General features: G+C 63.5%; 14 protein-coding genes. 10 read left to right on the top strand and 4 right to left on the bottom strand.

Translation table 11 applies throughout. The features are described 5' to 3' along the window. Positions 1 to 28 precede the first annotated feature (28 nt). A complete protein-coding gene (locus tag OU800_RS00245; protein WP_268180213.1) occupies positions 29 to 232 on the bottom strand; it encodes a twin transmembrane helix small protein in 204 nt (67 codons plus the stop codon). Positions 233 to 303: 71 nt separating this feature from the next. Here OU800_RS00245 and OU800_RS00240 point away from each other — a divergent pair, with 71 nt between their 5' ends. Genes OU800_RS00240 through OU800_RS00220 form a run of 5 tightly spaced genes read left to right on the top strand, consistent with a single transcriptional unit; the run spans position 304 to position 4,246 of the window. Next, positions 304 to 1,038, top strand: coding sequence for an SURF1 family protein (locus tag OU800_RS00240; RefSeq protein ID WP_268180212.1), 735 nt, complete (start codon positions 304 to 306; stop codon positions 1,036 to 1,038). Continuing rightward, positions 1,013 to 1,591, top strand: a complete 579-nt coding sequence (locus tag OU800_RS00235) for a hypothetical protein (RefSeq protein WP_268180210.1) — start codon at positions 1,013 to 1,015, stop codon at positions 1,589 to 1,591. The genes OU800_RS00240 and OU800_RS00235 overlap by 26 nt, the downstream gene beginning before the upstream one ends. A 36-nt stretch (positions 1,592 to 1,627) precedes the next feature. Next, positions 1,628 to 2,686, top strand: coding sequence for a COX15/CtaA family protein (locus OU800_RS00230; protein WP_268180209.1), 1,059 nt, complete (start codon positions 1,628 to 1,630; stop codon positions 2,684 to 2,686). A gap of 19 nt (positions 2,687 to 2,705) precedes the next feature. After that, entirely contained in the window at positions 2,706 to 3,605 is a 900-nt protein-coding gene (cyoE, locus tag OU800_RS00225; RefSeq protein ID WP_268180207.1) for a heme o synthase, read from the top strand. Positions 3,606 to 3,613: 8 nt separating this feature from the next. Then, positions 3,614 to 4,246, top strand: a complete 633-nt coding sequence (locus OU800_RS00220) for an SCO family protein (protein ID WP_268180206.1) — start codon at positions 3,614 to 3,616, stop codon at positions 4,244 to 4,246. Positions 4,247 to 4,346: 100 nt separating this feature from the next. On the opposite strand, the gene OU800_RS00215 is transcribed toward OU800_RS00220, so the two are convergent. Both OU800_RS00215 and OU800_RS00210 read right to left on the bottom strand, forming a co-directional pair. Further along, positions 4,347 to 5,297: a homoserine kinase gene (locus OU800_RS00215; protein WP_268180204.1), complete on the bottom strand. Its 951-nt coding sequence runs from the start codon at positions 5,295 to 5,297 to the stop codon at positions 4,347 to 4,349. A gap of 12 nt (positions 5,298 to 5,309) precedes the next feature. Then, positions 5,310 to 5,594, bottom strand: coding sequence for a DUF2782 domain-containing protein (locus tag OU800_RS00210; protein WP_268180202.1), 285 nt, complete (start codon positions 5,592 to 5,594; stop codon positions 5,310 to 5,312). A 75-nt stretch (positions 5,595 to 5,669) separates the two neighbouring features. On the opposite strand from OU800_RS00210, the gene polA reads away from it, so the two are divergent. Further along, positions 5,670 to 8,465, top strand: a complete 2,796-nt coding sequence (gene polA / locus OU800_RS00205; protein ID WP_268180200.1) for a DNA polymerase I — start codon at positions 5,670 to 5,672, stop codon at positions 8,463 to 8,465. Positions 8,466 to 8,898: 433 nt separating this feature from the next. On the opposite strand, the gene yihA is transcribed toward polA, so the two are convergent. After that, positions 8,899 to 9,543, bottom strand: coding sequence for a ribosome biogenesis GTP-binding protein YihA/YsxC (gene yihA, locus OU800_RS00200; RefSeq protein ID WP_268180198.1), 645 nt, complete (start codon positions 9,541 to 9,543; stop codon positions 8,899 to 8,901). Between the two features lie 241 nt (positions 9,544 to 9,784). Here yihA and OU800_RS00195 point away from each other — a divergent pair, with 241 nt between their 5' ends. From OU800_RS00195 to OU800_RS00180, 4 genes are all read left to right on the top strand, one after another. Beyond that, positions 9,785 to 10,075 (top strand): c-type cytochrome, encoded by a 291-nt coding sequence (locus OU800_RS00195; RefSeq protein ID WP_268180196.1) that lies wholly within the window; start codon positions 9,785 to 9,787, stop codon positions 10,073 to 10,075. A gap of 50 nt (positions 10,076 to 10,125) precedes the next feature. Beyond that, on the top strand, positions 10,126 to 10,731 hold the full coding sequence (locus OU800_RS00190) for a c-type cytochrome (RefSeq protein ID WP_268180195.1): 606 nt from the start codon (positions 10,126 to 10,128) through the stop codon (positions 10,729 to 10,731). A 153-nt stretch (positions 10,732 to 10,884) separates the two neighbouring features. Beyond that, the gene (locus OU800_RS00185; RefSeq protein ID WP_268180193.1) at positions 10,885 to 11,511 is read left to right on the top strand and encodes a thiol:disulfide interchange protein DsbA/DsbL; all 627 of its coding nucleotides are present in this window, start codon (positions 10,885 to 10,887) and stop codon (positions 11,509 to 11,511) included. A gap of 19 nt (positions 11,512 to 11,530) precedes the next feature. Beyond that, positions 11,531 to 12,406 (top strand): endonuclease/exonuclease/phosphatase family protein, encoded by an 876-nt coding sequence (locus OU800_RS00180; RefSeq protein ID WP_268180191.1) that lies wholly within the window; start codon positions 11,531 to 11,533, stop codon positions 12,404 to 12,406. Positions 12,407 to 12,409 lie beyond the last annotated feature (3 nt).

Genomic DNA, 12,409 nt, shown 5'->3' with positions numbered 1-12,409 from the left:
CGCTTTTCTTGCAGCTTGAAGCTGGCCGCTACCAGCTCACATGCGACACCAGTTGCCCCGAGTAGAAGCCCCAGGCGATCAGGGCCAGGGTGATGGCGGTCAGCCCGACGCGCACGCTCAGGGCATTGACCAGGCGGGTACCACGGCCTTCGTCCTTGACCAGGAAGAACAGGCCACTGAACAGGCTGGCGATGGTCGCCAGCAGCATGAGGACGATCGCGGCCTTGAGCATGCGAGACTCCAGGGGGATTGGGCGATGCCTTGCAGTATAGCCAGCCATCTGATGCCGAACGGAGACGCCCGATGAGCGCCTTCCGCCCCGGCTGGCTACCCAGCATTCTGGTGGCGCTGCTGCTGCCACTGCTCTGTGGCCTGGGCTTCTGGCAACTGCAGCGCGCCGAGGAAAAGCGCCTGCTGCTGACCAGCTATGAGGCGCGCCAGCAGGCAGCGCCGGTCAGCCTGGTGGAGCTCGAGCAGGCTGGCGACCCGGCCTATCGCCGCGTGCATCTGCAAGGTCAGTTCGATGACCAGCACAGCCTGCTGCTGGACAACCGCATCCGCGACGGCCAGGCCGGCGTCGAGTTACTGCAACCCTTCTACGACCAGCCCAGCGGCCTTTGGGTGCTGCTCAACCGCGGCTGGCTGCCCTGGCCGGATCGGCGCCAGGCACCGCAATACAACACCCCCGATGGCCCGCTCCAGCTCGACGCCTGGGTCTATGTCGCCCCGCCCGGCGGCCTGCACCTGCAAGGCAATGCAGCGGCGCAAACCGGCTGGCCACGGCTGATCAGCGAGGTCGACAGCGCGGCGCTGTGGCAACGCCTAGGTCGCGGCGGCCTGCCGCTGGAACTGCGCCTGGAGAGCGGCCTGGCCAGCTACCGGGTCGACTGGCCGGTGGTGGCCATGAGCCCGGCCAAGCATCAGGGCTATGCCGTGCAGTGGTTCGCCATGGCGGCGGCGTTGCTCGGCCTGTTCATCTACCTCGGTGTGCACAACGCACGGGAGAAACGCCATGCACCCAGCCATCACCCTGCCTGAAACCCCACGCAAGGGGCGCGGGCGCCTGCAGTTGCTGCTTCTGCTGGCCATCGTCTTCGGCCCCATGCTGCTGGCCAGCGCCATGTATCGCTGGCAGTTCTGGGTGCCGGAAACCCGTACCTATCACGGCACCCTGATCGGTGACGGGCGCACCCTGCAGGATCTCGGCGTGCAGGGCCAACTGGCACCGCGCTGGCAGATCCTGGTGACCACACCCGGCGCCTGCGAAGCCGACTGCCAGCATCTGGTGTACCTGGCGCGACAAATCCAGATCGGCCTGAATCGCGAGACGGCACGCGCCAGCCACGGCCTGGCCACTGGCGAACCGCTGAGCGCCGATTACCTCGCCACCCTGCAACGCGAGTATCCACAGCTCGGCCGCTACCGCCTCGACAGCCGCAGCTACCAGCAGGCCAGCGAGGCCCCGTCAGGCGCACAACTATGGCTGGTGGATCCGCACGGCAACCTGGTGCTGCGCTACGACACCAGCAGCCAGGGCAAGGCGATTCTCGATGACCTGCGCTACCTGCTGAAAATTTCCCTGATCGGTTGAGCCAGCCCTGTGTCCCACCTTTGAAGAGGACAACACATGAGCAAACCCGGATACCGACTCGCCCTGTTCGCCACCCTGCTCGCCGCCGTGGTGGTACTGCTCGGCGCCTACACTCGCCTGACCCATGCCGGCCTGGGCTGCCCTGACTGGCCCGGCTGCTACGGTTTTCTCGGCGTACCCATGAGCGAGCACAAGCAAGCCCTTGCCGAGAGCCGCTTCCCCGAAGCGCCAGTGGAAGTGGCCAAGGGCTGGGCCGAGATGATCCACCGCTACTTTGCTGGCGCCCTCGGCTTGGTCATCCTCGCCCTGGCGATAAAAGCCGTGCGTCTGCGCCATCAACCACAGCAACCACTGAAACTGCCGCTGGCGATCCTCGCCCTGGTGATCATGCAGGCAGCCTTCGGCATGTGGACCGTCACCCTCAAGCTGTGGCCGCAGGTGGTCACCGCGCACCTGCTCGGCGGCTTCGCCACCCTGAGCCTGCTGGCCCTGCTCACCTTGCGCCTGTGCGGACGCTTCGCCCCGCTGCAGGTCTCGCCGCGCCTGCGTGCACTGGCTGCCGCCTGCCTGCTGCTGGTGATCGGGCAGATCACTCTGGGTGGCTGGGTCAGCTCCAATTACGCTGCCGTAGCCTGCGTCGACCTGCCCACCTGCCATGGCCAGTGGTGGCCGGCAATGGACTTCGGCAAGGGCTTTCACTTGACCCAGCACATTGGCCCCAACTACCTCGGCGGCCAGCTCGACAGCGAGGCGCGCACGGCCATCCATATGAGCCACCGCATCGGCGCTTTGCTGGTGACCCTGGCCTTGCTGGTACTGGCCTGGCGTCTGCACACCGCGCATCTGTCGCGTCTGGCCTGTCTGGTGCTGGTGGCGCTCGCCGCACAGGTCAGCCTGGGCATCGCCAACGTGCTGCTGCACCTGCCACTGCTGGTGGCGGTGGCGCACAACGCAGGCGGCGCCGCCCTGCTGTTGACGCTGGTACTGATCAACTACCGCCTGCACGCGGCGGCGCCGCGCCTGCGCATCGGTCGCCAAGGTGCCGCCATTCAACGTCCGCTCGTCCCTGCCAGGCTGATTCAGGTCGGGAAATAACCGCAAGAGGAGCATCATCATGGCCACTGCGCTACGTGCCCACTACGAACCTGCTACCTGGCGCGACTATCTGGAGCTGACCAAACCCAAGGTGGTGCTGCTGATGCTGATCACCTCGCTGGTCGGCATGTTTCTCGCCACCCGCGCCGGCGTGCCCTGGCAGGTGCTGCTGTTCGGCAACCTCGGCATCGGCCTATGCGCCGGGGCGGCGGCGGCAGTGAACCATGTGGTAGATCGGCGCATCGATGCGATCATGGCGCGCACGCACAAGCGTCCGGTGACCACGGGGCGCGTCTCGCCGCTGGCCGCATTGACCTTCGCGCTGGTGCTGGCCATCGCCGGCATGAGCCTGCTGCTGGTGTTCACCAACGCGCTGACCGCCTGGCTGACCCTGGCCTCACTGCTCGGCTACGCGGTGATCTACACCGGCTTTCTCAAACGCGCCACGCCGCAGAACATCGTCATTGGCGGCCTGGCCGGCGCTGCACCACCGCTGCTGGGCTGGGTTGCGGTGACTGGCCATCTCAGCGCCGAACCCCTGCTGCTGGTACTGATCATCTTCGCCTGGACGCCACCGCACTTCTGGGCGCTGGCCATCCATCGCAAGGCCGAGTATGCCAAGGCTGACATTCCCATGCTGCCGGTCACCCATGGCGAGCACTACACCAAGGTGCACATCCTGCTCTACACCCTGGCGATGTTCGCGGTGACCCTGCTGCCCTACGCCATCCACATGAGCGGACCGCTCTATCTGGCTTGTGCGCTGCTGCTGGGCGGGCGCTTCCTGTACTGGGCCTGGGTGCTGTACCGTGACAGCCGACCGCATGCGGCGATCAATACCTTCAAGTACAGTATCTGGTACCTGTTCCTGCTGTTCATCGCCCTGCTGCTGGATCACTACCTGCTGCTCAATCTTTGAAGGCTCTTATGACCCGCACCCATACCACCATTTTCATTCTCGTCGCCGCTGTCGCCCTGGTGCTGGGCCTCACCGTCAACAAGGTGTTGAGCAGCAAGGGCCAGGGCGACCCGGCTGCTCTGCTCGACGCCGGCATCGTTCTGCTGCCGCAACCACGTACCCTGCCAGCGCTGACCATGACCAATCAGGATGGTGAAACGGTCGCGCTGGATCAGCTCAAGGACGACTGGACGCTGCTGTTCTTCGGCTACACCTTCTGCCCGGATATCTGCCCGGCGACCCTCGCCCAGTTGCGCCAGCTCAAGAGCCAGCTACCCGAGGTGACCCGCGAACGTCTGCGCATCGTGCTGGTCAGCGTCGACCCGCACCGCGACACACCGCAGCAGTTGAAAAAATACCTGGGTTACTTCGACGCCGGCTTTCAGGGCCTGACTGGCGAGGAGGCCAGCCTGCAAAAGCTGGCCAATGCGGTGAGCATTCCCTACATTCCCGCCGACACCAGCAAGGAAAACTACACCGTCGACCACAGCGGCAACCTGGTGATCCTCGGCCCGGACGGCACCCAGCGCGGCTTCATCCGCGCACCGATCAACAACGCCAAGCTGGCCGAGCAGTTGCCGGGGTTGGTTTCCGGTAGCTGACATGATGCGGTTGCCGACGTAGGGTGGATGACGCTCTTTTCATCCACCGCAGGGCGTACCGGGCCGCCCTACGCCACGAGCGGCGGAGTTGCGGTTCGCGTTACAACGCCAACGGCAGCGGCAGATCGACCTGCTGGCGCTGCGCCAGGCGGCGCTCGAATTCGGCCGGATCATGGATCAACACATCCTGCCCGGCGAAGGACTCGGCGGCGATCAGACGTGACAGCCAGAAACGCACGCAGGCCACCCGCAGCAGGGTCGGCCATAGCTCGGCCTCGGCGGCGGTGAAGGGGCGCAACGCCGCGTAGGCGCCCAGCAACGCACGCGCACGGGCACCATCGAGGCTGCCGTCTTCGTGCGAGCACCAGTCGTTGAGGGTGATCGCCAGGTCGTAGAGCATCGGCCCCGAGCAGGCGTTGTAGAAGTCGATCACCCCGGCCAGATGGTTGCCGTCGAACAGCGCGTTGTCGCGGAACAGATCGGCATGCAGGTTGGCGCGCGGCAGGGCAAGAATGCGCGGCTTGAGCTCGGCGATTTCCTGCAATGCGTCACGCAGCAGAGGCAATGCCTGCTCGTCGAGCTTCAACGCCTGACTCGGACCCTCGCTGAGCATCCAGTCCAGCCCCCGATCACTGCGTCGCTCGATGGGGCGCTCGCGGGTCGCCAGATGGATGTTCGCCAGCAGGCGCCCGACCTCCTGGCAGTGATGGGCGTTGGGGTCGTGCAGATGCTTGCCGTCCAGCCGCGGTTGCAACAGCGCCGGCTTCTCGGCCAGGCTGCGCAGCGCCTCGCCATCCTGCGTGCGCAGGGCGTAGGGCACCGGCAGACCGGCCTCGTGCAGCACATCGAGCAATTCGATGAAGAACGGCAAATCGGCCACCGGCCCACGCTCGACCAGGGTGAGAACGAACTCACCCTGCTCCAGGCTGACGAAGAAGTTGCTGTTCTCGCTACCGGCGGCAATGCCTTGAAAGCTCTTCAGTCGACCGAGCCCGTAGGGCGCCAGGAATACTTCGAGCTCATGACGCTCCAGGGGGGTGAATACCGACATGTCGTTGCCTTGTTACCAACTGAAGATTTCCCAGGACGGGATCAGCATGTCCGGGTCGTCCGAGCGGATGAAATTACCGTCGCTGCCATCGGCGCGGACGAGAAAATAGGGTTTACCGTTCTTGGGAGTGATCTTGATGGCATAGAGGAAGCCATTGACCCGATACTCCTGAATGGTGCGGTCGCCGTCCTGGCGAATGGTGACGTCGGGATCGGCGGAAACCGGATCCTCGGCATGAGCAGCAAGCGGAAGACAGGCCATCAGGCCGACCAGCAACAGGCGATTCAGCATACCCATGATAACCTTACTCCTTCGTTTTTCACCGATGCAGCCATTCTACCGCTGCACCCGCCGAAAAGGTTGATCCCGCGCATGAGCCAAGCCCCTCTCGTTCTGGTCGACGGTTCCTCGTACCTGTACCGCGCCTTCCACGCCCTGCCGCCGCTGACCACCTCCAGGGGCATGCCCACCGGGGCGGTCAAGGGTGTGCTGAACATGCTCAAGAGCCTGCGCAAGCAGTACCCAAACAGCCCCTTCGCGGTGGTCTTCGACGCCAAGGGCGGCACCTTCCGTGACGAGCTGTTCGCCGAGTACAAGGCCAATCGACCTTCCATGCCGGACGAGCTGCGCGTGCAGGTCGAGCCGCTGCACGCCAGCGTGCGTGCCATGGGCCTGCCGCTGCTGTGCGTGGAAGGTGTGGAAGCCGACGACGTGATCGGCACCCTGGCCCGCCAGGCAGCCGCGGAAAAGCGCGACGTGGTGATCTCCACCGGCGACAAGGACATGGCGCAACTGGTCTGCCCGCACGTTACGCTGGTCAACACCATGACTGGAAGCGTCTACGATGCCGATGGCGTAAAGGAGAAATTCGGTGTCGGCCCCGAGCTGATCATCGATTATCTGGCACTGATGGGCGACAAGGTGGACAACATCCCCGGCGTACCCGGTGTCGGCGAGAAGACCGCCCTGGGTCTGCTGGTCGGCGTCGGTGGCGGCCTCGACGTGCTCTACGCCAACCTCGACAAGGTGCCCGAGCTGCCGATTCGCGGCGCCAAGGGCCTGCCAGCCAAGCTCGAGGAACACCGCGAGATGGCCTACCTCTCCTATCAACTGGCGACCATCAAGACCGACGTGCCGCTGAATATCGAGATCGATTCGCTGCACCCCGGTGAACCGGATCTGGCTGCGCTGGTGCAGCTCTATGGCGAACTGGAATTCAAGGCCTGGCTGGACGAGCTATTGCGGCAGAACAAGGCGCTGGCGGCCAAGGCGGCAGCGCCAGCCGGCGACCTGTTCGCCGAGCCGGCCAGCGATGATGGTCAAGACAACGCCGAAGCGACGCCGCCCAGCGCCGGGGATTACCAACTGGTGCTGGAACAGGCGCAGTTCGACGCCTGGCTGAAAAAGCTGGAGCAGGCCGAACTGATCGCCTTCGACAGCGAAACCACCAGTATCGACGCCCAGCAGGCGCAACTGGTCGGCCTGTCGTTCGCGGTCAAGGCCGGCGAAGCCGCCTACGTACCGCTGGCCCACAGCTACATGGGTGTGCCGCAACAGCTTGACCGCGATGCGGTGCTCAAGGCACTCAAGCCCATCCTCGAAGACCCGACCAAGGCCAAGGTCGGCCAGCATGCCAAGTACGACATCAACGTCCTGGCCAATGCCAGCACGCCGATCGCGGTGCAGGGCGTGGCCTTCGACACCATGCTCGAATCCTACGTGCTGGATTCCACCGCCACCCGCCACGACATGGACAGCCTGGCGCTGAAGTACCTGAACCACAGCACCATCCGCTTCGAGGACATCGCCGGCAAGGGCGCCAAGCAACTGACCTTCGACCAGATTCCTCTGGAGCAGGCCGGCCCCTACGCTGCCGAGGATGCCGATGTGACCCTGCGCCTGCACCAGGAACTGTGGGGCCGACTCGAAGCCGTGCCCTCGCTGGCCAAGGTGCTGCGCGAAATCGAGATTCCGCTGGTGCCGGTACTGGCGCGTATCGAGCGCAACGGCGCGCTGGTGGACGCCAAGCTGCTCGGCGTGCAGAGCGTCGAACTGGGCGAGAAACTGGTGGAGCTGGAGCGCCAGGCCTTCGAGATCGCTGGTGAGGAATTCAACCTGTCCTCACCCAAGCAGCTCGGCGCGATTCTCTACGAGAAACTTGGCTACCCGGTGATCAGCAAGACCGCCAAGGGCCAGCCCTCCACCGCCGAGGCGGTGCTGGCGGAACTGGCCGAACAGAACTACGAGTTGCCCAAGGTGCTGATGCAGTACCGCTCCTTGAGCAAGCTCAAGAGCACCTACACCGACAAGCTGCCGGAGCAGATCAACCCACGCACCGGGCGCATCCACACCAGCTACCACCAGGCAGTGGCGGCAACCGGCCGGCTGTCGTCGAGCGACCCGAACCTGCAGAACATCCCCATCCGCACCGCCGAAGGCCGACGTATCCGTCAGGCCTTCGTCGCGCCCAAGGGCTACAAGCTGATGGCGGCCGACTATTCGCAGATCGAGCTGCGCATCATGGCCCACCTGGCCAAGGACGAAGGCCTGCTGGATGCCTTCCGCCACGATCTGGACGTGCACAAGGCCACCGCCGCCGAAGTCTTCGGTGTGGCCCTGGAAGAGGTGACCAGCGATCAGCGGCGCAAGGCCAAGGCCATTAACTTCGGCCTGATCTACGGCATGAGCGCCTTCGGCCTGGCCAAGCAGATCGACGTCGAACGCAAGGAGGCGCAGGCCTATATCGACCGCTACTTCGCCCGTTATCCCGGTGTGTTGAGCTACATGGAGCGCACCCGTGCGCAAGCCGCCGAACAGGGCTACGTGGAAACCGTATTCGGTCGTCGCCTGTACCTGCCGGAAATCCATGCGCAGAACCAGGCCATGCGCAAGGGCGCCGAGCGCGCGGCGATCAATGCGCCGATGCAAGGCACCGCGGCGGACATCATCAAACGTGCCATGATCAAAGTGGACGGCTGGCTGCAGGATAGCGGCATCGATGCACGCATCATCCTGCAGGTGCACGATGAACTGGTGCTGGAGGTGCGCGAGGAACTGATCGACGAAGTCAGCGCCAAGCTCAAGGCCCTGATGGGCGACGCTGCCGAACTGGATGTGCCGCTGCTGGTGGAAGTAGGCGTCGGCAGCAACTGGGATGAAGCTCACTGACCCTCGCTAAGCCGCGGCCGCTCTAGCTTATGGATTTGAGAGCAGTAAAAGCTGGTAGTTATGGCAAATGGTTGTAAGAAAACCTGAACTTTCCGCTCAACCACCCGGTCAGAACTCATGAATGGCCGTTAAGCCTTTCAATGCTCCTTTGTTGTGTTAAGTGTTGGCAGACATCTGAACCCCGCCCTAGCGGTTCAGAGCTTGAACCCCGAACTTCTCCCTCCCCATACGAAGCTCGGGGTTTTTTTTGCCTGCAAGAAAGTGGCTGCCGAATCGTGTAGGAGCCCGCTTGCGGGCGATGGTGCAGGCAACAAGCTGCAATCGCTGGCAAGCCAGCTCCTACCTTCTCCTCCTGCCTCTCACACTTGCTCAGAGGCCTCGTCGCCCTCCGTAGGGTGCGCTGTGCGCACCGATACGCCATAAGTCGTGGACCCTACTCCTGAGCCGCCTCATCTTCCTCCGGCAATAGAGCCAACCAGCCGGCCAACACCATCTGCGCCTCTTCCACGCCCATGCGCTTGGGCGCCGAGAACAACTGGATACCGATACCCTCGCCCCATTCCTTGCGAATCTCCTGACGCACCTTGAGCAGAGCGTTCTTCGCAGCGCCGAAGGCCAGCTTGTCGGCCTTGGTCAGCAGGATGTGCAGCGGCATGCCGCTGGCCACCGACCAGTCCAGCATCATCCTGTCGAAGTCGGTCAGCGGGTGACGAATATCCATCATCAGCACCAGGCCGCACAGGCTTTCGCGGCTGCCCAGGTAGGCTTCCAGGTGTTTCTGCCAATGCTGCTTGAGCGGGATCGGCACCTTGGCATAGCCATAGCCGGGCAGGTCGACCAGACGGCGCTCGTCATCCAGGCGGAAGAAATTGAGCAGTTGCGTGCGTCCTGGCGTCTTCGAGGTACGTGCCAGGCTGGCATGGGTGAGCGTATTGAGCGCGCTCGACTTGCCCGCGTTGGAGCGGCCGGCAAACGCCACCTCCAGGCCACTGTCCTCGGGGCACTGATCGACCTTGGCGGCGCTGATGAGGAAGCTGGCCTGCTGGCACAGGCCGATGATGGGGTTCTTCGGGAGCATGGGGGGTATCCGGTGGATGCCCTGATCCGGCATGGGATCCGGGACTTGCGACATTTCCGCGCACCCACCGCCGGCTAAGGCATGTCGCAGGTGGCGTCGTTTCCGTTTAAGCGTTGCCAGTATATAATGCCGCAGATTTTGTGTGCGCTTTGTCCCACCCGCAGGAACCGTAGCCAAGGGAACGCTCATTCCATAACGCCCGATAGAGGCAGGATGTTCCCACCCTGATGAGGTTGATTTGATGAAGAAAATGCTGCTCGCGGCTACTCTGACCTTGCTGTCACTGAACGGTCATGCCGCACAGGATCCGCAAGCGGTATTCGACCGCACCTGTGGCGCATGCCACAACGGCCAGCTTCCCATGGCACCCAAGAAAGGCGACAAGGCCGCCTGGGAACCGCGTCTGGCCAAGGGCATGGATACACTGGTGCAGAGCGTCACCAATGGTTTGAACGCCATGCCGCCCCGTGGGCTGTGCATGGACTGCACGGCGGAGGATTACCAGGCGGTCATCAAGCTGATGAGCGAATGAGTAAGCCCGGCCGATAACCCTTTCTCTCTTAGCCGTAATTGGATTAGCTGATGAACAAAGTACTCGTGAGTCTGCTGTTGACCCTGGGCCTCACCGGCGTGGCACAGGCTGCCGGTGATGCACAAGCCGGTCAGGGTAAAGTCGCCGTCTGTGGTGCCTGCCATGGCGTCGATGGCAATAGCCCTGCACCCAACTTTCCCAAACTGGCTGGCCAAGGCGAGCGCTATCTGCTCAAGCAACTGCACGACATCAAGTCCGGCAACCGTCAGGTCGTGGAAATGACCGGCCTGCTGGACAACCTCAGCGATCAGGACATGGCCGACATCGCGGCCTACTTCGCCAGCCAGAAGATGAGCGTCGGCGCCGCCGATCCCAAGCTGGTCAAGCGTGGCGAAGCCCTGTTCCGTGGCGGCAAGCTGGAAGAAGGCATGCCTGCCTGCACGGGTTGCCACTCGCCCAACGGCGCTGGCATCGCCGCAGCCGGTTACCCGCACCTCGGTGGCCAGCATGCGCAGTACGTCGCCAAGCAGCTGACCGATTTCCGCGAAGGCAACCGCACCAACGATGGTGACGCCATGATCATGCGTACCATCGCCTCCAAGCTGAGCAACAAGGATATCGAAGCCGTTTCCAGCTATATCCAGGGCCTGCACTGACAGACCGCCGTTGCACTTGGCAAGACAAAGGGTGGCTTTGGCCGCCCTTTTTCGTATGTGCCATGGCTACAATAGAGGAACTGACCAAACGGTAGCGAGTCATAGTTCCGAATCGCCATCAGGGCGATGCTTTTCCAGCCAAGGAGTTCCCCCATGCGTAACCTGATTTTCGGCGCCGCTCTGGCGATCAGCAGCCTGTTCGGCCTCACTGCCCATGCCGAGCCGGTCGCAGGCCAGCAGTATGTCGAGCTCAGTAGCCCGGTACCGGTTTCCAAACCCGGCAAGATCGAAGTCGTGGAACTGTTCTGGTATGGCTGCCCGCACTGCTACCAGTTCGAGGCGACGCTCAACCCCTGGATCAAGCAACTGCCGGATGACGTCAACTTCGTGCGCATTCCGGCGCTGTTCGGCGGTCTGTGGAACGTGCATGGCCAGGCGTTCATTACCTTGGAAATGATGCAGGTTGAGCACAAGGTGCATGATGCCGTGTTCAACGCCATCCACCAGGAGAAAAAGCGCTTGGCCACGCCTGAGGAGTTCGCCGATTTCGTCGCCACCCAAGGCGTGGATCGCGATGCCTTCCTCAAGACCTTCAACTCCTTCGCCGTCAAAGGCCAGATGGAAAAGGCCAAGAAACTGGCCATGGCCTATCAGATCACCGGCGTGCCGGTGATGATCGTGGATGGCAAGTACCGCTTCGATATCGGCTCGGCCGGTGGCGCGCAGCAGGCGCTGGAAGTAGCCGACTACCTGATCGCCAAGGAACGTGCCGCGCGCTGAGCGGCGCTAGGCGCATAAGATGCTGCGCCGCTGGCGGAAGACCCGCGCGGTTGGCCTGTGTGACCCACAGGTCAACCCGCATTGCCGTTCCCCCGAGCGCAGTTGGCCAGCCGATGGTCTGCTGCGACTGCTCAGTTTCAACGTCCAGGTCGGCATCAATACCCAGCACTACCACCATTACCTGACCCGTAGCTGGCAGCACCTGTTGCCGCACGCCGGGCGCAGCGGCAACCTGCAACGCATCGGTGACCTGCTCGCCGACTTCGACCTGGTCGCGCTGCAGGAGGTCGACGGCGGCAGCCTGCGTTCGGGCTTCGTCAACCAGGTGGAATACCTGGCCCAGCAGGGTGCCTTCCCCTACTGGTATCAGCAACTCAACCGCAACCTCGGACGCTTCGCCCAGCACAGCAACGGTCTGCTCAGCCGTTTGCGCCCGCAGGCGCTGGAAGACCATCCGCTACCCGGGCCCCCCGGACGCGGCGCGATATTCCTGCAACTGGGCAAGGGCGAGCAAGCGCTGCTGGTGGTGATGATGCACCTGGCGCTGGGCGCCCGTACCCGTACCCGCCAGCTCGCCTACATTCGCGAGCGCGTCAGCGAGTTCCGCCATCTGGTATTGATGGGCGACATGAACACCCATGCCATCGACCTGCTGGAAAACTCACCCCTGCGTGATCTCGGCCTGCTGGCTCCACAAGTCGAGGCCACCTTTCCGAGCTGGCGCCCACAGCGCTGCCTCGATCACATCCTGCTCAGCCCCAGCCTAGAACTGGGCCGTTTCGATGTGCTCGCCCAGCCGATTTCCGATCACTTGCCCGTGGCGGTGGAAATACGTCTGCCGAATGCTCAAAGTAGTGGCCAACCGCCTGCACCCAACCCGCCATCCCTGGAATAAGCC

It is taken from the genome of Pseudomonas sp. GOM7, from assembly GCF_026723825.1.
Classification (GTDB): domain Bacteria; phylum Pseudomonadota; class Gammaproteobacteria; order Pseudomonadales; family Pseudomonadaceae; genus Aquipseudomonas.
Note: the sequence above shows the minus strand (reverse complement) of the source record. Positions and strands in the feature narration are given on the sequence as shown.